We start from the raw sequence: 18083 nt of genomic DNA, 5'->3' as shown, positions 1-18083 counted from the left end.
GTTAGCCGCTGCCGCTCAGCGGCTTTTTTTATAGTCGGTGTTGAAGGTCTACCGGGTTAAACCAACCTGAATGATGCGCTTCGTTGTTTCAACAACGATAATTCTATGAGCGTTCGCCGCCTGTTACGGCGGCTGTTTTACGCTTTGCTTCTAGACACCCCTGCCCTTAGCGCACAGCACCATGCTCTAAGGGTAGTAGCCCAATCAATTACACTCGATGACCAAAACGCCAAGCCATACTTTTGACTGAACCAAGTCGCCACCCAATTGGTAATAAGCACCTATATATTATTCTTTATTAGAATATAAGATATAACTGCGATATATGGAAAGTAACGATACTCAAGGACGAGTCTTTTTAAGATACCTAACACCACGCAATGTTGGTGAGCAGCAACCCTAAGATAGACAGACTTCCATCGCACGCCACAAGCCAGGTAGAATTATTAAGCTCAACTCTAAGTAATATTGAGATAGCAGCGCCTTACTTAAACCTAAAGATGAGCGAATCCAGATTTCACTTCAAATAGAAAACAAAATAGTGGAATAGCAAAAACGGCATGCAATGAAATTCTAAAGGGACCGTTTATTGTTAGATAATGAGCAATAAGCTCCTAGACCCTGCATTACGGCAATGCATTTATGATCACCGACAATGAGCAGTTAACCTCGAAAGCGAACCCCGTCCTTGGGCAATTGCACCCTAAGCGTTAGATTCAATCCCTTACCTAGATATTCAGAGGTGGAGTGCTCCAATTGACAATCCGCATGACCCGACTGGATGGTAGCGATAATGCGATCTTTTTGATCTTTGAGTCTTTGAATGTCTTCAGCAATAGAAAACCATTCTAGGATATAGCCTTCCTGCGAGCTGATATCAACCAGCCTAGTACTCAACAAGCCAGCCCCTTCAGTTGCGCCCAAAGCAGTGAGCAATATGTCCGAGCGCTTAGTTCTCTCACAAACATCTACAGCCATACCTGCCTCCTGACTCTTGATTCCAAAAAAGAACAACTAACTAAAACTAGTACTTTTTGACAAAGAATGCTTGTTTAGTCGACAATCGGTGCTATTAATATTGGTAATATGGGGCATTACCAACCAGCGAGCGCCCTTTACAATCAAGCGAAAAGAACACCCTAAGACCCTTCAGCCGCCTTTACTTGGCGGCTTTTTTTCATCCCTGTTACCCTACCCTTTTATGTCTAGTCAATTACCGAAGTATAGGTATCACCCTAAATTATTTCAATAATGATTTAGACGAATACCTAATAACAAACCAAACCTATAGAAACCTACTCACTATCGACATACATACCGAAGGTTTCATAGGCCCATACCAGTTTTCATTCTAGCCATCACTGGGGGCCAGTGCGGCGTTGAAGTTCAAGGATAATCGAGAGCTCAGCAAATGCTGACTCACTGGAATTAGAGCTCTTATTCAAATGGGTTCAAACAGTACGCGTAAAGAGATAAAGTCAAAGCAAGCCATCCGTGACAAGTAACTTTCTGAAAACGATTCAAGGGTAGCCATTCATTACCGGGCATCGTTTATTCGCCTAGCTTTAAATGAGGAATATGATCAATGTAGTGAAGCAATTGTTTTAAACATGCCTGAAATACACTCGAAGCTCTTCGGTTCAAGATGCAAATATGTGCTGCACTATATCGAAGCTCAAATCATAATATCAGCACTCGGCTAAAATGTTCGTTCAAACAGAACAATGAGTCCAAGTTGTAGAGTTCGATAATACCAGTGGGGCAACCTCGACACTGGCACTAATCACAACCAACACCCCAACTCATTCGGTGATTCAACTTCCAGCAATATCGCCTTCCCTGTGAATGCACTGGACTAATGCTTACCATCCATTAACATTGCTTCAATTATTCAAATTGTTGAGAGGTTGCGCCCAACCTCATTGATCTCTACAAGGAACAAGGCGATAAGCCCGTGCTCTTTTTGAAAATACTGGCCGAGTGATTGATATATCGTATTTTCAATATTTACCCCAGACACGCCGCCCCTTTGTTGATCACCGACAGTCCAGTATCAGCAATATCAGTAGACTCTAGAGTTAGATACCTAGAAATAGCGTAACAGCGCTTCCTTACCTTTCACAGTATACGTTACATAAACCAATAACTTGGTTCGGATGCAGCCGCCGCTTTATCACTGCGCGGACAGCTTTGCACAACACGCTCAAAACGAAATCTAACTTTGACGTTAACAATAAATCCTTAACAAATTTCAACCGAGATTATTCTTCGATAGATTATCCCCGAAGCAAAGAACATTTGGCATTCGAACTTCGATAAATTTAATTTATAGCAGGAATTTTATACAAACCCAAAGAGCCCGCGCTCTCGATCGGTTAAACACTGGCAAGGTAAGTTTATCGAGATAAAACTGGATATACAGACGGTACGACGTACAGCTATACTAAAAAATAAATCTATAACGCCAGACGAAAATGTTAGCAATAAAAAGTTACTCCAGTGACCAAACAAACGGCGTTCGCCTACCTGCTAATATAGCTGACACACAGAGTTTGTAAGAGCAAGTGGCGATTAAATCTTCACATTCCGATCGAATCGCCACTTGAAGTTTATATGCGGTTACATTTGATGAGTACCATCACATTACTTTCTTACGTCGATGAGCCCGAGCTCCAGCGGCACCTATAATTAACGACAACAAAAATACAGCGAAAGCCGGAAAAGTTGGCACAGCCTGGGCAGCTGACGGGGCACCTGGAGATGGCACACTGCCACCCTGCTGCCAACTTGCAGCCGAGTTATTTTGAATAACATTAGCTACACTCAAGTCATTGTTGCGTAGATCAGAGAAATAAATGCCATTTGCAGCGTTTATATACCATTCATCTACCGGGTCAGTATCGCTACCAGGCGTTACCGAAACCTGACTGGCCAAGGCACCACTAATGGAATTGGGCATTACACTTAGATCTCCAGCTCCGTCACTTTGTAAAATTGACGTCGGGGTGGCAGTCAATGTATGGCCAGGTAGGCTGGGATTCATAGATGATAGGATATTACCACTTAGGCTAAACGAGACTTCAACAATTTGAGCACTAGTCCAGGTTTGATTAATATTCGTAGTTCCGCCGTTATCCAAGGTAATACTTACCACTACCGGACGTCCCGCTGGGCCAGAAAAATCACCAGTTGACCCTCCATTCGTAGTAGTGCTCCATGTGTATATGTACTGCGTTGCCATAGCACCTGGACTAATGATGAAAGCAGTAAAGAAAAATAAAGCTAAATAACGTTTCATTTTAAGGAATTCCAAATTTTAGGTACATGAAGCGGTAGCCCTCCAGGTTTTTGACCGAAAGAAGGCAGTGGCAAAATAGGTTCAATGAAAGGATTTTTATTGGTTCTTAGTGATATTAACCAAAGTCAAGATTGATGACTTAAATGCCTCAAGTTCTGCACCCTGCGGGACAGCTTTTTGAGCGCAATTATTCAAAGATACAGCGAAGTCCATATATAGCTTGTTTTCAGGGAAGCGTTGCTGGTAGCCTTTGACAAGAGACTTTTTATACTCATCGACTTTGTCTTGCATTGTTTCAGCCTTGCTCTCATCACCCTGATTAAAAGACAATAAACCTGGTGTTACGATATGGTTCTGAATATATCGATCATAAACCTCTAGGCCTGTGAGTATCGTATTGATATCCGTCTTCTGAAAGCGGTTGCTTGTACTATTGACTCTAATTTGCAAAAAATCGATCAAGCCCTGACACGATTGCATGTCACTAATTGTGGCTCGAGCGCTAGCAACCTGTACCAACATCAGAGAAGATAGGGCCAACGCCCAACGAAACAGGGTTTTAACAGTAGTTCTTTTCATAATTCGTACCATTTAGTGAGGATAGAGGATAAAAGCGATTACTTACGTAATCGGATGTATTCAAATGCAAACAAACTCTTCTTTGCCTTTTTGTTATAATACTGGCAATACAACTTCTCGCCCCCCACAGGTGCTAAGGTGCTGGTAAAGGCTCGAATACTGAGCATAGTTTTTCCGTTCTCTCTCAATTTTTCACTCCAGGCACTGCTTCGAGCGCTGTTACTCCCTTCTGCACACTCGCTTGTTTCCTCCGAACTCCCACAGTGCAACATCATGTCTTTACCACTGAGCGCAGACACGGAATAGACTGCTTCCGTCCTCGGTTCTGATTCACTGAGTGCGCCGGCTTCAGGGTTTTCTGATCGGACACATTGCATGGCCCAATCACTTGAATTACCCATAGCTTCATACGCAGCGGTATCGACTTCCATATAGGCAACCTGGCCAGACTGTAACGAAGGAAGAATACAATCTCCCTGTAGCTTTCCAGCTTTTCGCTGAATAAGACCAGAGCGCGTTTCCTTGCTAAAACCACTTTGAAAGGTATATTCGCCCAGATATCCTGTTACGATATTAAGGGGTTTTAAACTTGTGCAGCTCGTCATGGAGGTGAGTGTCTCGCTAGGCCCTCCTTCTAGGCTCAAGGTGGCTAACGCTGATTGAGCAGAATCTTCCACACGCGCTGTTCGCCCCGAAGATTTTGGTAGCGCTTCTTTTACCGCCTTTTCTGATTCACTTTTCAATCTATCCTTTAACTGATCGAAAACACCGGCATTCGCCGACGAAGTTAGACACAGCAAACTGAACAACATAGTGGCCAATTCAGAACAACGACTCACAGACTTTACCCTCTCATTTGTGTTGTAAAAAGAGCGCGGACTTTAACAGGGAAAAAAGGGATGACGAGAATATTTCATACTATCGGGTGATAGTGGGTCCAAAATAAAAGTCTTCATTCAGGGGCGCCATACTATAGTATGATCAATTCTCGAAAAATTGGTCTATTAGCCATTGCATAGCCATCTACCTTGCTTCAGAATGCGCGCACTTTGATGATGCTCAATGGAGGGGCGACATAATGAAACTACTGAGTCTGGATGACCACCCCTTATTTAGCTCGGGATTAAAAGAGGCCCTGATGCGGTGTCGGCCCGATTTCATCATCGAATCCACGCTTAACACCGGCGAAGCCTTAAGTTACCTCCTATCCAACAACGATGTTGACATCCTCATACTCGACCTAACAATGCCCGATATGGATGGGGTATTGTTTATGAAAATGCTGATCGCACGAGGCCTAAACGTACCTATTGTGATCATGTCGGCGAATGAAGACCTTATAAAGTTACAAGAAGCATTTCATTTAGGTGCCCTAGGATTCTTGCCCAAAACGTGGCCAGCAGAAAAGGTGGCCGATGCACTGAATGATATTCACAACGGCTCTATTGTGATACCAAAACCCTTAGCGACCAGACTAGAAAAAATGTCTAAGTTTGCACTTGATAACACCCAAACCTCACTGAGCGAACGCCAAATCGAAGTACTTAAACTGGTTCAACTAGGCCTCGGCAACCAGGAAATCGCTACCACTCTCTTTATTTCACAAACCACTGTAAAGTCTCACCTACAGGCAATATTTAAAATTCTAGGCGGGAAAAACCGCATGGAATGCGTACGTAAGGCCACAGCGCTGAAAATACTTTCGCCTGACTCATAAAGTTTGCTGCAAGACCCGCCTTAGGTAAGCAGGTTTAACCGGCTTGTGTAACAGCGTATACCCACTATCGATCACCTCCTTGATGCGTCCAGGCTCTGTGTCACCACTGATAATAATGGCTGGCAAATACTCATTTTGACAAAGCTCTTTAAGCGCCTCTATCGCCTCCACACCCGTTTTATTATTACGCAAACGATAGTCTGCAATAATAAGGTCTGGCTCAAATTGACGTTCGCGAAGAATATCAGTCGCCTCTTCCAACGAAGCGGCCATCTGAACACAACATTGCCACCGCACCAGCAAATCGTGCAAGCTCTGTCTAATGTCGGCTTCATCATCGATAATTATTACATTTTTACTTTGGGTCAAGGTCTGTACGCTGACCTTAGCCTGCGTCTTCTTTTGAGGCCCCGCTTCGCAAAGTTTCAGTTGAACACTAAAACAACTTCCTTTACCCTTTTGGGAACTCAAAGACAGTGGTACGTTTAATAAGGCGCATAGGCGTTTGACTATAGATAACCCTAAGCCTAAGCCCTTCTTTCGGTCCCGTTCTGGATTCCCAAGTTGGTAAAACTCCTCAAACACCTTACCCTGCTCATCCTTAGTCAAACCAGGGCCTGAATCACTTACCTCAAGCGATACTTTATCTACACTAGTAACCGCTGAAACTTCGACTATACCTTTGTCTGTGTAAGCAATAGCATTAGCGATAAGGTTACTCAAAATACGTTTAAGGAACGTCTGATCACAATGCACATAACAGTTGGCTATCTTAACCTCAAACTGCAAGCCCTTTCGTTCAGCCATCCCCCTGAACTGTTGATCTAAATCCTCAAGGATAGCGCCAATACTGCAGACTTCCTGATTAACTGAAACAATGTCTGCATCCAGCCTCGACAAATCTAATATCGAATTCAACAAATCGTTGATGCCATCCGTACATTTTTGGATTTTACTATAGGTCTCAAGCCCGTTTTCAGTATTCAACTCCCACCGCAAAACCTCGAGAAAGAAGTTCAAAGCCTGAACTGGCTGCCGTAAGTCATGGCTGGCGGCTGCTAAAAATCGGTTTCGAGAGGAAGCAATACTCTCAGCCTCTACCTTCTGCCTAGCCAAATTTTTAGCTAGCTTTTCATTACGCTTGCTTAGCAATATGTTTTGCGCATTTCCACGGTGAAATACAAGCGCTATCTGTGTCATAAACACCACGAAAAGCATCGTGGATGCGGCCAAGAGATAATAGGGCTCTGAAAATCCAACTGAATAGCTTACTATATATATCGCGAACACCGTGAAGTTATAAACCATAAAATACTCGAGCCAATAACTGCCGATCCCCACCGAACCGGCCGCCAAGCCGAAGACAATAATATTGAGGAAAACCGATTCCTCAGGATATTGCTGAAAATCTAAAGCCAACACTGTAACTCCCCAAAGACAACCGGCCATAAAAGACAACAACAGTGATAACCATTCAAAAACAACGGTATTTCTAGGCCCAGAGTTACGTTTATACCAGCCAAAGCTTAAATAGCTACGTGCCAAAGTCACAGCCAGTATGGAAATTAACCACGACAGTAATACCGTAGTATCTACGAGAAAGCAGAATACATAACTCAACAACAATGGGAAAAGGGCTTGTACAAACACGGTACTGACAAACAACTTAAGATAGGCCGAACGATGCTCAAGCTCTATAGTTTCCAGCTCGTCTGTGCTGTATTGGATTTTGGAAAATATTTTCATTGACTAATTGAATTCCATCTCAAAAAAGAATTTAGTTGGAAAGAAAGCGATCCTAACGGATTAACGAAAAAAGTGACAGGTATAAAGCCCAGATCCCTCTTAAATAACCATTGCAATTAGTTGCTACACTTAAGGATAAAGGGCTTACCTAAGAAAACTCTACCTGATTACCTACACTCCCGACCGGGAAATAGTGTTTATAGAAAATAACATCAAAGATGTAAATTATATTTCAATAATGAAAAACTCGTCTATGCCGTATAAAATCCAACAAATATTAGCGGGCATGATAACCGGTTATCGCCATATGTGGTATTTGCTTGAACTCGGGATAGCTAGACACGTACTTCTATGAAAAACCTCTTAATAATTACATACCTGAAAACCTCCCCGTTTCAAAATGGCTTCAGCTTTAGACCCGTTCACATTAAAACTGGGATCAAAATCGTATCGACCATACCTCTTCCCTGCCAATTTTTTGTAAAGTCTAATCGAGCTATTTACACCGAACAAAGCATGTGCTTATCTACAAGTTGAAAATCAACAGGGAGTCTCAATTAGTACAAACGATACTTATCCTAGCCCAAACCACTGTAGCGCAGTTAGTATTTTCCGAAACGATACTTTGACATGTATAGGGGCGTGTTAATTTTTAGCAATAGACAAAAAACTTATTCGATCTGCCCTTAAGTGATTTGGGTGCTGCTAAATGACTATTCGTAAAACCTTTTGAGTAAAGGACAGAAATAATCGGTCTCGAGAGGAATGGATACTAAACAGCAATTCAGTTATTTAGAACGAGTATCGACCCACTTTGCAATATCACTCTGATACCAGCCTACCGAACGCCTCCCTGTCAAACTTACCTGCTTAGGGAACTTACCCTTAGAGATTTCAGCATATATTGTTGATCTAGATAGCCCAGTGATTTCTTTTACTTTATCTAATCTTAAGATTCGTTCAGACACACCCTAACTCCTATTGTGAATAGTGTACCCACACTACCAACACAAAATAAAAGAATCATTCTATAAAGTGCAAACAGCCAAGAAATTTAAACGTTGAGTTAGAAAGATACTTGCCATCTCTTACGAGCTCAGCTCAACCTAGCCTTATCCAAATAGTCCGACCACCACTGCATCATATCTACCCGTTCACTCAAATATCTTGCGTGATGTGTATACGCGGAGCGAACACTATTTGTTTCCTTATGGGCCAGCTGCCGTTCAATTGCATCAGGGTTAAAGCCAGATTCATTTAGAATGGAAGAAGCCGTAGCTCGAAAACCATGCGGTACAGCCTTACTTTTTCCAGGTGTCTCACCATCATATCCAAGCTTAAAAATAGCCCGACGCATAGTATTGTCAGACATTTCTCTTCGGCGATCCCTCTCAGAAGGAAAGAGCAAATCATACGCACCAGAAATGTTTTTTATGGACTGGATGATAACAATGGACTGCTCAGATAGCGGAACAATATGTTCATTTTTCATTTTCATTCTAGCCGACGGGATCCTCCACACTTTACTGTCGAGATCAAACTCATCCCACTTCGCCCCACGCAACTCACCAGAACGAACAAAAGTAGACACCAAAAGCTTTATTGCAAGTTGAGTTAATTGACGCCCCCTAACATCGTAGCTATCAAGGGCTTTTAGAAATCCCGGCAACTCATCTCTCGGCAGAGATGGCCGATGTTTGACCGTACGCTGTTTTACAATACCTTGCAGATCCCCAGCAGGATTACGCGTAGCTATTCCCTGCTGCACTGCAAATCTGCAGGTAGCGTTTACTGCTTGTTTTACTCTGTTAGCCACATCCAGCGCACCTCGAGATTCAACTTTTCTGATGGTAGCGATAACTTGTTGCGGTGTAATGTCATCTATTTTGTAACTACCTAAATCAGAAAACACATTATCTTCTAAACGTTTTAATACACGTTTCGCATGATTTTCAGTCCACAAGCCTTTTTGGTGCAACCACCATTGACGAGCAACATCTTCAAAACAATCTAATTGCCGTGAGAATTTCTCTTGACGTTTAACAGCGCTAGGATCTTTATGACCGTCAAGTAATAGCTTTGCTTCTTGACGTTTTTCTCGTGCAGATTTTAACGAGGTCCTAGGATAAACCCCTAAAGCCAAGGTTTTTCTTTTACCATGAAACCGATAGTCCAAACGCCAATACTTTTGCCCACCCTTTTTAACGAGTAAGTACATGCCCTCGCCATCAGCCAGCTTGTAATCTTTTTCCCGAGATCTTGCCTCCCGAACCTGAACATCGACCAATGGCATGACGGCACCTCTGTATTAATTGAACCGAGATACCGAAAAAAGTACCGACATTTTTTGCGGATGTCCAAGCATATCTTGGAATGAAAAAAGACTTTGAAATTACCTAAACTGTTGTTTTTTGGGGGATTGTTGGCGTTATCGGCTGTTAATGGAAGCCTTAAGATAGTCAAATGGTGCCCGGGGCCGGACTTGAACCGGCACGCTATTGCTAGCGGGAGATTTTAAGTCTCCTGTGTCTACCAATTCCACCACCCGGGCATCGAGAGGTATTTTTTATAGTAGGTATGGCGGCCCTACTTTGATCAGCTTGGCTGATCTTGCCTTGCGGCGCTTAAGCTGAAGGGTTCAACTTAAGGAAAAGTGGAGGCGCGATCCGGAATCGAACCGGAGTAAACGGAGTTGCAGTCCGTGACATAACCACTCTGACATCGCGCCATCAAGGGCGGCAATTCTAATGCATTCACTTAAAAATTCCTAGTACTTTCTAGGACTTAGCGAATATTGCCTTCCCTCTTGTCTAGGCCTTTTGGGGCTTTGATTTCAAGAGAGCGGCTATTCTATGGATTCGGGGCTCTGTGTCAAGTAATGGCTTCTTTTCTCACACCTTGAGCTATCACTTGACCAAGTTGCAAACAAGCTGAACGCTTATCGAACAACAAAACCCGCTTTGGCCAACCATTAGAGGATTTCACATTGGATAGAAAAATGGGGCCTTTTGGCCCCATTTTTATTCGTCTTTACTTCTATCCTGCCCCATTAGGGATGGCCAAGCCGCTTTTATATACAAAATCATCGAATACAAGGTTAAGCCGGCAGCGATATAAAGCAGCACATACCCTACATCTAATACCCAGTAGCGATCATCAACTGGGAAAGCCAGTAGAACTGTAATGGATGCCATTTGCGCAGCGGTTTTTACTTTACCAATAAAAGATACCGCCACATTTGAGCGTTCACCCAGCTCGGCCATCCATTCGCGTAATGCCGAAATAACAATTTCACGGCCAATAATAACGACTGCCGGAACGGTTAACCAAAGTGTGGCATGGGCTTGCACCAATAACACCAAGGCCGAGGCCACCATAAGCTTATCGGCTACCGGGTCTAGGAAGGCACCAAAGGCGGTTGATTGATTGTAACGGCGGGCGATATAACCATCTAGCCAATCAGTTACACCGGCCAATGCAAAAATAAAGGCGGCAACCGGGTAGCTCCAGCCGAAGGGCAGAAAAAACACCAGTACGATTACCGGTATTAAAATCACGCGCAATAATGTCAGTTGGTTCGCTAGAGTCATACTAATGCTGCTTGCAGTGCCTTTTTAATATATCTATTTAAGATGCTTTTCCTAACATCTTATTTGCGATTTTAGTGCAAAAAACAGACACTTAGGCCAAATAATTCGAGTTCTATAATAATGGGCGCCAGCCTACCCGATCTGGCTCGGCTTGGCCAGCCAAGCAAGGTAAAGCTTACTTGCTATGGCCAAAATGACCGGGGCTATTCAGCATGAAAATGGGCATAGATCTCGGCAGCAAGCTTCTTACTGATGCCCTCAACCTTAGCCATATCATCGGCGCTGGCGCCTTTAATTTGCGCTAGGCCACCAAAATGACGCAGTAGCTCGCGGCGGCGCTTGGCCCCTACACCTGGGATATCCTCTAGGCTGGAACTACGACGCTTTTTATCACGACGGGCCTTGTGACCTGTTACGGCAAAACGGTGGGCTTCATCGCGCACCTGCTGGATTAGGTGCAATTCTGGGGAGGTAGAATCTAACACCCATTCTTCACCTGTATCGGCCATATGCAGCACTTCAAAACCGGCTTTGCGGGTAGTGCCTTTGGCCACGCCGATCATGGTGACATCTTGCACACCCAGCTCGCCCAATACTGCCTTGGCTTGGCTAAGCTGGCCTTTACCACCATCTATCAAGAGAATGTCAGGCAGTACACCCTCGCCTGCTTGAATGCGGCTATAGCGCCGATTTAGGGCTTGTTCCATTGCGGCGTAATCATCACCGCCAGTAATGCCTTCGATATTAAAACGGCGGTAATCGGATTTGATGGCGCCTTCTGGGCCAAATACCACACAAGAAGCTACGGTAAGCTCACCGCTGCTGTGGCTAATATCAAAACACTCGATACGCTGTGGAATAGATTCCAAGCCCAAACGCTCTTGCAGTAGCTCGAAGCGCTGCTGCAAGTTTTGTTTGCGAGCCAATTGGGATTTTAAGTTTTGCTCAGCGGCGCTCATGGCCAGCTGCAACCAATTTTGACGCTCGCTGCGTACGTTGTGGCGCAAGGCAATGGTTTTACCTAAGGCTTCTTTTATGGCATCGCTTAGCAGTTCGGCATCGGCTAATGGATGGCTTAGGATGACATCACGAGGCACATCACGGCCTTTATTACCTAAATAATACTGCCCTACAAAATCATTTAACATGACCTCAGGGCCAGCGGCTAGGTTGTCTTTTGGGTAGTAACTTTTACTGCCCAAAATACGCCCCTGGCGAATATAAAGCAGATGGATACAGCAAGCATTGCGCTCCGTAGCAATGGCTATCACATCTACATTGGCATTGCCGGATTCTACTACCCGCTGACTTTGCAAGCTGCGCAAGGCGCTGATTTGATCACGATAGGTCGCGGCCTGTTCGAATTCTAGATTCATCGAGGCCTTTTCCATGCGATCGGCCAACTCCTCGAGAATCTCGTCGCTCTCGCCTTGTAAGAACATTTTGGTATGGCGAACTTCTTCGGCGTAATCTTCTTTATTGATGGCCTCTACACAAGGGCCATCGCAGCGTTTAATTTGGTATTGCAAACAAGGGCGCGAGCGGTTTTTAAAAACCGAATCTTCACATTGGCGCACCTTGAAGGTTTTTTGCAAAAAGCTCAGGCTTTCTTTTACCGCCATCACATTGGGGAAAGGCCCAAAATACTCTCCCTTTTTACGCTTGGCACCACGGTGCATAGCCACGCGAGGGTAGTCTTCATTGCTGGATAAAAACACATAGGGGTAAGATTTATCATCACGCAACAAAATATTAAAAGGCGGGCGCTGCGCCTTAATCAGATTTTGCTCCAGAATCAGCGCTTCAACTTCGGTATGGGTAACCGTAACATCTACCCGAGCGATACGAGCCACTAGCGCCATGGTTTTATTATTTAAGCCGCTAGAGCGAAAGTAGCTGGAAACTCGATTCTTTAAGTTCTTTGCCTTGCCCACGTATAAAATTTTACCGTCAGCATCATACATCTGGTAGATACCCGGGCGCTGCGTAAGCTGCTTTAAAAAGCTCTTGTGATCAAACTGGCAGCCGCCCTCTGGCGCTGGGGCGATACCGTCGGCGCTGGCGCGAGCTTCTACTTTGCGAGCCGTTATTTCTTCGGCACGCTGCTTAGAAAGCTCTTGTGGGGTTGGGCTGCGTTTATCACTCATGTTTCGTGTTTTAGTTCTTTAAGCTCTATTATTTTAGTTCTGGGCAAGCATGCCATTGGCCATAATGTGGCGAGGCTCAATTTCCAATGTTACTTGATAGAGCTGCCATATATCGTCTTGTATCTTTTTTGCCAAGGCCAGCACATCGCTTGCACTGCCCTGCTGAAAATTCACTAAAACAAGTGCTTGGCGATCATGCACCGCCACCTTTTCATCGCGATGTCCTTTCCAGCCCGCCTGGTCTATTAGCCAGCCCGCAGCGAGTTTATACTGCTCGCCATGTGGATAGGCGACCAAGTCGGCAAACTCTGCTTTTAATGCTTGATAGTGCTCGGCGCTAACGATGGGGTTTTTAAAAAAGCTGCCTACATTGGGTAATTCACTTGGATCAGGCAATTTTTCGCGGCGTAAATTACATACGGCTTGCAAGACATCTTCCGGGCGCGCTTGTTCTGGCTCCACCCCCAATGCCCTTAAGCTTTGTTGAATACCAGGGTATTGAATGTTTAAACTGGCGCTGCGCTTTAAGCGAAGTCGGATGCTAGTGATTATACGACGAGGCTCGCTTGGATTTTTAAATATGCTATCGCGATAAGCAAACTGGCATTGCTGATTGTTTAGCTCGTGGTTGCTTTTCCCGATATCATCACAATCAAAGCCATCTACCTCAACACAGCGCAAACTCTCTAGTACTTGGCAAAGCTCCACACCATAGGCTCCAATATTCTGGATCGGGGCAGCACCTGCGGCACCTGGTATTAAGGCGAGGTTTTCCAAGCCATACCAGCCTTGCTCTGTGCAATAGCAAACCAGATCATGCCAGTTTTCACCTGCCGCCACTTCGATTAAAACGCTTTCATTGTTTTCTTCTAGCAGCTCTATTCCCTGGCTTTGCATATGCAGCACTAAACCTGGAAAAGATTCAGATAAAATTAAATTGCTACCGCCGCCTAATACCAAAAGCGGTAAGTCATTGCCTTGCTGTTTATACCAAGCTAAAGCACTCACTAAATCGGCTTCGCTTTTTACAGCCCAATAGAATTTGGCACCAGCGTTTACGGCCAGGGTATTGAATGAACTAAGATCTTGGTTTTCTACTAAGCCTGTTGGCATATATTGGGTTCCTAAGCTAACCAAGCCTTATGCTTGTAGCCTGCTTTGAATATCGGTCAGTAATTCATCACTGGCCGCTTCAATCAAATCTAACACCAGCTCAAAGCCATCTTCGCCACCATAATAGGGATCGGGCACTTCGCTCATTGGCGTTGGGAAATCCGCTGGCAAGTAATCAAGCATAAGCTCTACACGTTCTTGAAACTCTGGCGGGCATAGGGCTTGTAAATCGTGCAGATTGTTTTTATCCATTGCCAGCACATAATCAAAGTGCTCAAAATCACTTTGTGCGACTTGGCGTGCGCGCAAGCTACTCATATCGTAGCCACGCTCGGCGGCGTGTTCGGAAGCACGCGGGTCGGCAGGGTTTCCAATATGCCAGCCGCCTGTGCCAGCCGAATCAATCTCTATTAACTTATCTAAACCTGCTGCTTTGGCTTTATGCTGAAACACTCCGTCAGCTGTCGGCGAACGACAGATATTACCAAGGCAAACAAACAGTACCTTTACCGGTGGGTGCAGCTTTCTTTCCAGTTTTCGTTTTGGCTGAGTTTTTGCCATGTTTTGCGCCCTATTTTGTTTTGCGTATTGATACGGTTTTATTGGCTATTAATAAAATCGATCACGCGCTGTAGATCTTCTGGGGTATCAACACCACCAGGAACTTCTGCGCAGGCCTCGGCTAGGTGAATTTTTTCGCCATGCCAAAGAACCCGTAATTGTTCTAAAGATTCTGTTGCTTCAATGGGTGCCATATCCCAGGTAACAAAACGATTTAGCAAGGCTACACGATAAGCGTAGATGCCTATATGGCGCTGAGGTACAAAACCTTCTGGTAAGGCATCTTGGTTTTTCGCAAAAGCATCACGGGGCCAAGGAATCGGCGCGCGACTAAAGGTCATCGCAATGCCCTGCTCGTCACTGAGCGCTTTTACAATATTGGGATTACAGAAATCTTCTACGCTGTGAATTGGCTCGCTCAAAGTGGCGACGCTCGCTTCTTTGGCGCGATCAAGATTATTGGCCACTTGATTGATTACTTCTGGTGGTATTAGTGGCTCATCACCTTGCACATTAACGACGATAGCATCTGGAGCCATACCGTATTTCTCTGCCACTTCTTGCAAGCGATCAGTGCCTGATTGATGATCGGTGCGTGTCATGATCACTTCACCACCAAAGGCTTTTACGGCGGCCTCGATACGCTCATCATCTGTCGCCACAATGACTTGTTTAGCATCGCTCAATCGAGCACGTTCAACCACCCACTGAATCATTGGCTTGCCAGCAATATCTGCCAGCGGTTTGGCCGGTAAGCGGCTAGAGGCATAACGGGCCGGGATAACAACAAAAAATTCCATAATGATGGGGCTCTTAATAAATTCGCTATTGGTTTTGGTGGTATGTTTCAGCTGTACTTAAACGCGCTGCAGTTGCCTTAGGCGAGAAAAGAAAGCCTGCCAAAAGTCTTCCGGTAATTGCGCTTGCACCTCAAGCTGCCACCAATCATTACAAGCGGCCTGCTGGGCCAATATTTGGCATTTTACCCCATCTTTGGCGGTCATTAGCAGTGGCTTGTTGAAGGCAAAACTTAGATTTTGCACGCTGTACTGTTGATGATCATCAAAAGGGTGTGCCTCGACCGTTAAGCCATAGCTACGCAAGCTGTCGAAAAAGCGCCCTGGATTACCAATACCTGCAATGGCTTGTATAGAACCGGTTTTGCCAGCAATCGCTTGCAGCTCTTGGGCATTGCATTGGCGCTGCTCGCCACTGTGTAGATTCCTTAGCCCCGTTGGCGCCAAAGCCATCTTATGGTTTTCGAGCGTCATGGTTTGTAAAGTGGGATGCAATGATTGACGTGGGCTTTCATTGATAATGCGAAAATCCACATCTTCTAGGCGCTCAGGGGGCTCGCGTAATGGGCCCGCTGGTAAGCACCAACCATTGCCCAGCCCCCGGCTACCATCAAGCACAGCCATTTCGATATGCCTAGCCAGGCGGTAATGCTGTAGGCCGTCATCGCTCAGCACGATATCGACATCGTGATTTTGCTGTAATTGCTGCAAGGCTTGGTTTCTATCAGCATCGATCACCAAAGGGCAATCGCATAGACTGGCAATCAATAGCGGCTCATCACCACAGTGCTCTACTGGGCTACTAGCCGTTACTTCATAGGGGTAAACCGGTGCTTTACTGCCATAGCCACGAGAAATCACGCCGGGCTTATAGCCCTGCTCTCGCAGCTTTTCCACCAAGGCAATAATCAAAGGTGTTTTGCCAGTGCCGCCTACGGCGATATTGCCAACTACTACGACGATGGGTTGATTGGAGTTTGGCTCGCGGCTGTCTTTAAGGCGCCGCTTTTTGGCGATATGGGTAAAGAGTTTCGATAAGGGGCGAAGCAGCTTTAATACGCCATCATCGCCACTGTCTTGATACCATGCCTCGCTAATGCGCTGGGCCAAACTGGCCTTCGCCATTAGGACTCTCCCGGCGCTTGGGTAGTAATGCTCAGGTTAACAAAGCCCAGCTGGCCAGCCACATCCATGGCGGTAACTACCGATTGATGGGGTGTTTTGGCATCAGCGGTAATGATTAATGCCTGCTGGCGGTTACCACCGGCAATTTCTTCTAGGGCAAGGCGCAAGGTGCTGGCTTTGCTGTTCACTAGGCCTTTGCCATTAATGCCATAGCGACCATCGGCGCCAATCACGACAATTAGCGGCTCTTGCACTTGCGGCTGCAATTCGCCGCTGGATTCTGGCAAGGTTACTGTTAAGTGAGTTTCTTTGGTAAAGGTGGTGGACACCATAAAGAAGATCAGCAGTAAGAACACCACATCAATCAGGGGCGTTAAGTTTACGCTGTCTTCATCGGTGCGCTGACGGCGAAACTTCATTAGCTGGCCTCGCGCACATCTACGCGGCGTTCGCTGTGCAGTGCATCAACCAGTTTTACGGCTTCTTGCTCCATGGTTACCACTAGGGTATCCACACGGCGAGTATAAAAACGGTGCAGCATCATGGCGGGGATTGCCACACATAGGCCGGCTGCGGTGGTAATCAGGGCTTCACTAATACCACCAGCTAGGGCTGCGGTGTTGCCACTGCCTTCAAGAACGATGGCGGTAAATACTTTGATCATGCCCAGTACGGTGCCCAATAGGCCCAGTAGCGGTGCAATAGAAGCAATGGTACCTAAGGCGCCAAGATAGCGTTCCATTTCGTGAACCACTTGGTTGGCTGCTTCGACGATGGAATCTTTCATCACATCGCGACCATGACGTGAGTTGCTTAGGCCGGCGGCTAGGATGCGGCCCAACTCAGAAGATTGTTTGAGCTCGCGCAGGCGCTGGCTATCGAGCTGGTTGTTTTTGATCCAGTTCCAGACTTGGCCAAGGGTGTTTTTGGGGGCTATCTTTTCGGGATTGAGGGTCCAGTAGCGTTCAACACTGATCGCAATTACGGCAATGGAGCACAATATTAATATTCCCATTACCCATCCACCGGCGATGACTATCTCTAGCACTTAGCTTTCCTCTTTGGTCTTGTTATGTTGCCCTGTTAGCTGTGTCAGCTCTTCCGTTACTTATGACAGAAAGCTGGCTTTTGCCGCTTTTTTGAGCGTTGATTGGTAATTTGGTTCAACGCGGCTTTTACTTGCGGTTTTCCGCTTCTAGCGGCTACTGGGCAGGCCCTTAAAAGGCGTCACTTTAGCACAGCTATGGTGGGGCTGTGAATGAATATGAGTGTTGCTAATTTCTCAATTTCAATGTTCCTAAACTAGACCGGTCAGCTAAGCCATAGCCGTGAAGGAGAGGTCCAGCCCGCGAGCGGCGGCCCTCCCGGCTACCCTCATTTCACAGCAAAGCCTCACAAAAAGACGTGAGT

At 45.6% G+C, this 18083-nt stretch carries 16 protein-coding genes and 2 tRNA genes; 1 reads left to right on the top strand and 17 read right to left on the bottom strand.

Annotated features, from left to right (window positions below):
• Positions 1–663 precede the first annotated feature (663 nt).
• The 4 genes from Q1A08_RS10045 to Q1A08_RS10030 all read right to left on the bottom strand — a co-directional run bounded on the left by Q1A08_RS10045 (position 664) and on the right by Q1A08_RS10030 (position 4716).
• Positions 664–978 (bottom strand): hypothetical protein, encoded by a 315-nt coding sequence (locus tag Q1A08_RS10045; RefSeq protein WP_299772408.1) that lies wholly within the window; start codon positions 976–978, stop codon positions 664–666.
• A 1660-nt stretch (positions 979–2638) separates the two neighbouring features.
• The gene (locus tag Q1A08_RS10040; RefSeq protein WP_299772406.1) at positions 2639–3298 is read right to left on the bottom strand and encodes a hypothetical protein; all 660 of its coding nucleotides are present in this window, start codon (positions 3296–3298) and stop codon (positions 2639–2641) included.
• A gap of 96 nt (positions 3299–3394) precedes the next feature.
• Positions 3395–3877 carry a hypothetical protein gene (locus Q1A08_RS10035; protein ID WP_299772404.1) on the bottom strand — a complete coding sequence of 161 codons (483 nt, stop codon included), beginning with the start codon at positions 3875–3877 and terminating at the stop codon, positions 3395–3397.
• A gap of 38 nt (positions 3878–3915) precedes the next feature.
• Positions 3916–4716, bottom strand: a complete 801-nt coding sequence (locus tag Q1A08_RS10030; RefSeq protein ID WP_299772402.1) for a hypothetical protein — start codon at positions 4714–4716, stop codon at positions 3916–3918.
• 239 nt (positions 4717–4955) lie between these two features.
• Between Q1A08_RS10030 and Q1A08_RS10025 the strand changes: the two genes are divergently transcribed.
• A complete protein-coding gene (locus Q1A08_RS10025; RefSeq protein WP_299772400.1) occupies positions 4956–5594 on the top strand; it encodes a response regulator transcription factor in 639 nt (212 codons plus the stop codon).
• Here Q1A08_RS10025 and Q1A08_RS10020 read toward each other — a convergent pair.
• From Q1A08_RS10020 to Q1A08_RS09960, 13 genes are all read right to left on the bottom strand, one after another.
• Positions 5589–7340 carry an ATP-binding protein gene (locus Q1A08_RS10020; RefSeq protein WP_299772399.1) on the bottom strand — a complete coding sequence of 584 codons (1752 nt, stop codon included), beginning with the start codon at positions 7338–7340 and terminating at the stop codon, positions 5589–5591. The genes Q1A08_RS10025 and Q1A08_RS10020 overlap by 6 nt on opposite strands.
• Positions 7341–8128: 788 nt before the next feature.
• A complete protein-coding gene (locus Q1A08_RS10015; protein WP_299772397.1) occupies positions 8129–8308 on the bottom strand; it encodes an AlpA family phage regulatory protein in 180 nt (59 codons plus the stop codon).
• A 128-nt stretch (positions 8309–8436) separates the two neighbouring features.
• Entirely contained in the window at positions 8437–9633 is a 1197-nt protein-coding gene (locus tag Q1A08_RS10010) for a tyrosine-type recombinase/integrase (RefSeq protein WP_299772395.1), read from the bottom strand.
• Positions 9634–9804: 171 nt separating this feature from the next.
• A tRNA-Leu gene (locus tag Q1A08_RS10005) sits at positions 9805–9891 on the bottom strand.
• A 103-nt stretch (positions 9892–9994) separates the two neighbouring features.
• A tRNA-Cys gene (locus Q1A08_RS10000) sits at positions 9995–10068 on the bottom strand.
• 292 nt (positions 10069–10360) lie between these two features.
• The gene (pgsA, locus tag Q1A08_RS09995) at positions 10361–10930 is read right to left on the bottom strand and encodes a CDP-diacylglycerol--glycerol-3-phosphate 3-phosphatidyltransferase (RefSeq protein WP_299772393.1); all 570 of its coding nucleotides are present in this window, start codon (positions 10928–10930) and stop codon (positions 10361–10363) included.
• Between the two features lie 203 nt (positions 10931–11133).
• Positions 11134–13077, bottom strand: coding sequence for an excinuclease ABC subunit UvrC (gene uvrC / locus Q1A08_RS09990; RefSeq protein WP_299772391.1), 1944 nt, complete (start codon positions 13075–13077; stop codon positions 11134–11136).
• 33 nt (positions 13078–13110) lie between these two features.
• Positions 13111–14190, bottom strand: a complete 1080-nt coding sequence (gene murB, locus Q1A08_RS09985) for a UDP-N-acetylmuramate dehydrogenase (RefSeq protein WP_299772389.1) — start codon at positions 14188–14190, stop codon at positions 13111–13113.
• Between the two features lie 27 nt (positions 14191–14217).
• On the bottom strand, positions 14218–14751 hold the full coding sequence (locus Q1A08_RS09980; RefSeq protein ID WP_299772387.1) for a low molecular weight protein-tyrosine-phosphatase: 534 nt from the start codon (positions 14749–14751) through the stop codon (positions 14218–14220).
• A gap of 38 nt (positions 14752–14789) precedes the next feature.
• Entirely contained in the window at positions 14790–15551 is a 762-nt protein-coding gene (gene kdsB, locus Q1A08_RS09975; protein ID WP_299772385.1) for a 3-deoxy-manno-octulosonate cytidylyltransferase, read from the bottom strand.
• Positions 15552–15608: 57 nt separating this feature from the next.
• Positions 15609–16673, bottom strand: coding sequence for a tetraacyldisaccharide 4'-kinase (lpxK, locus tag Q1A08_RS09970; protein ID WP_299772383.1), 1065 nt, complete (start codon positions 16671–16673; stop codon positions 15609–15611).
• Positions 16673–17092 carry a biopolymer transporter ExbD gene (locus tag Q1A08_RS09965; protein ID WP_299772381.1) on the bottom strand — a complete coding sequence of 140 codons (420 nt, stop codon included), beginning with the start codon at positions 17090–17092 and terminating at the stop codon, positions 16673–16675. Before Q1A08_RS09965 ends, lpxK begins: the two co-directional genes overlap by 1 nt.
• A complete protein-coding gene (locus tag Q1A08_RS09960; protein WP_299772379.1) occupies positions 17092–17721 on the bottom strand; it encodes a MotA/TolQ/ExbB proton channel family protein in 630 nt (209 codons plus the stop codon). The genes Q1A08_RS09965 and Q1A08_RS09960 overlap by 1 nt, the downstream gene beginning before the upstream one ends.
• Positions 17722–18083 lie beyond the last annotated feature (362 nt).

Origin of the sequence: uncultured Pseudoteredinibacter sp., from assembly GCF_947500695.1 — a bacterium.
Classification (GTDB): Bacteria; Pseudomonadota; Gammaproteobacteria; order Pseudomonadales; family Cellvibrionaceae; genus Pseudoteredinibacter.
The sequence above is the reverse complement of the archived record's forward strand: the minus strand, read 5'-3'. Positions and strand labels throughout refer to the sequence as shown.

Bases quoted from the DNA above. Each gene is read 5' to 3' on its own strand.
- Q1A08_RS10045 (WP_299772408.1), bottom strand. From the start codon at position 978: ATGGCTGTAGATGTTTGTGAGAGAACTAAGCGCTCGGACATATTGCTC.
- Q1A08_RS10040 (WP_299772406.1), bottom strand. From the start codon at position 3,298: ATGAAACGTTATTTAGCTTTATTTTTCTTTACTGCTTTCATCATTAGT.
- Q1A08_RS10035 (WP_299772404.1), bottom strand. From the start codon at position 3,877: ATGAAAAGAACTACTGTTAAAACCCTGTTTCGTTGGGCGTTGGCCCTA.
- Q1A08_RS10025 (WP_299772400.1), top strand. From the start codon at position 4,956: ATGAAACTACTGAGTCTGGATGACCACCCCTTATTTAGCTCGGGATTA.
- Q1A08_RS10020 (WP_299772399.1), bottom strand. From the start codon at position 7,340: ATGAAAATATTTTCCAAAATCCAATACAGCACAGACGAGCTGGAAACT.
- Q1A08_RS10010 (WP_299772395.1), bottom strand. From the start codon at position 9,633: ATGCCATTGGTCGATGTTCAGGTTCGGGAGGCAAGATCTCGGGAAAAA.
- pgsA (WP_299772393.1), bottom strand. From the start codon at position 10,930: ATGACTCTAGCGAACCAACTGACATTATTGCGCGTGATTTTAATACCG.
- uvrC (WP_299772391.1), bottom strand. From the start codon at position 13,077: ATGAGTGATAAACGCAGCCCAACCCCACAAGAGCTTTCTAAGCAGCGT.
- murB (WP_299772389.1), bottom strand. From the start codon at position 14,190: ATGCCAACAGGCTTAGTAGAAAACCAAGATCTTAGTTCATTCAATACC.
- Q1A08_RS09980 (WP_299772387.1), bottom strand. From the start codon at position 14,751: ATGGCAAAAACTCAGCCAAAACGAAAACTGGAAAGAAAGCTGCACCCA.
- kdsB (WP_299772385.1), bottom strand. From the start codon at position 15,551: ATGGAATTTTTTGTTGTTATCCCGGCCCGTTATGCCTCTAGCCGCTTA.
- lpxK (WP_299772383.1), bottom strand. From the start codon at position 16,673: ATGGCGAAGGCCAGTTTGGCCCAGCGCATTAGCGAGGCATGGTATCAA.
- Q1A08_RS09965 (WP_299772381.1), bottom strand. From the start codon at position 17,092: ATGAAGTTTCGCCGTCAGCGCACCGATGAAGACAGCGTAAACTTAACG.